The following is a 1394-nucleotide window of genomic DNA, read 5'->3' on the forward strand; positions in this document are numbered from 1 at the left end:
GCCCAGCCCGACATCGACTTTGGCGCCGTGCTGGACCAGCCGTGCGAGCTGTTGGTGTGGTACAACGGCGAGCTGCAGCGCCGGGTCTGCGGGGTGGTGAGCGACTTTGCGCAAGGGGATAGCGGCTTTCGCCGCACCCGCTATCAGCTGCTGGTGCAGCCGGCGCTGTGGCGTCTGTCGCTTCGCCAGAACTCCCGCATCTTTCAGGCACAGAAGCCCGATGAAATCCTCAGCATTCTTTTGCAAGAACACGGCATCACCGACTATGCGTTTGCGCTGAAAAACGAGCACGCCAAGCGGGAGTACTGCGTCCAGTACCGGGAAACCGACCTCGACTTCGTGAACCGCCTCGCCGCCGAAGAGGGGATGTTCTATTTCCACGAGTTTGAAGCGGGCAAGCACCGCATCGTGTTTGCCGACGACGCGGCCGCTCTGACCGCCGGCCCCGAGCTCTTCTTCAACCTCGGTAACCGCTTGCTGGAACAAGGGCCCTATGTGCGCCAGTTCCACTACCGCGAGGCGGTACGCCCCTCGGATGTGGAGCTCAAGGACTACAGCTTCAAGACCCCGGCCTACGGTCTCTCCCACAAGAAGGTGGGCGCAGAGCTTGCACATCAACGGGACACCTACCAGCACTTCGACTACCCGGGCCGCTACAAAGCAGACCCGAGCGGCAAGGCGTTTGCCCAGCATCGGCTGGATGCCCTGCGCAACGATGCGGTGGCGGGCCAGGCTAAGTCCAACTGCGCGGCCTTGCAGCCGGGGCAGAGCTTCTCACTCACCGAACACCCCAATGGCAGCCTCAACACCGACTGGCAAATCGTGCGTATCCAGCACACCGGCTTGCAGCCACAGGCACTGGAAGAGGAAGGGGGCAGCGGCCCCACCGTCTATCACAACGAGTTCGGGGTGGTGAAAGCGAGTACCACCTGGCGGGCACGCATCGGCAGCCCCGAAGCCCCTCACAAGCCGATGGTGGATGGCCCGCAAATCGCCATGGTGGTGGGCCCCGAAGGGGAGGAGATTTACTGCGACGAACACGGCCGGGTGAAGCTGCAGTTCCCGTGGGACAGATATGGCAGCTCCAACGACCAAAGCTCCTGCTGGGTGCGGGTGAGCCAGGGCTGGGCCGGTGGCCAATATGGCATGATGGCCATCCCGCGCATCGGCCACGAGGTTATCGTGAGTTTCTTGGAAGGGGACCCGGACCAGCCCATCGTGACTGGTCGCACTTATCACGCCACCAATCGTCCGCCCTACGAGCTGCCAGCCAACAAGACCCGCACCGTGCTGCGCACCGAGACCCACCAGGGTGAGGGCTTCAATGAGCTGCGCTTTGAAGACCAGGCTGGCAAGGAAGAGATCTACATCCACGGTCAGAAAGACCTGAACGT

At 62.6% G+C, this 1394-nt stretch carries 1 pseudogene; it reads left to right on the forward strand.

Annotated elements, in window-relative coordinates:
- Positions 1 to 1394: pseudogene (gene vgrG / locus ACB033_RS22610) on the forward strand (type VI secretion system effector VgrG); the annotation flags it as partial.

Source organism: Aeromonas sp. S15(2024) (assembly GCF_041402265.1).
In the GTDB taxonomy this organism is placed as follows: domain Bacteria; phylum Pseudomonadota; class Gammaproteobacteria; order Enterobacterales; family Aeromonadaceae; genus Aeromonas; species Aeromonas dhakensis.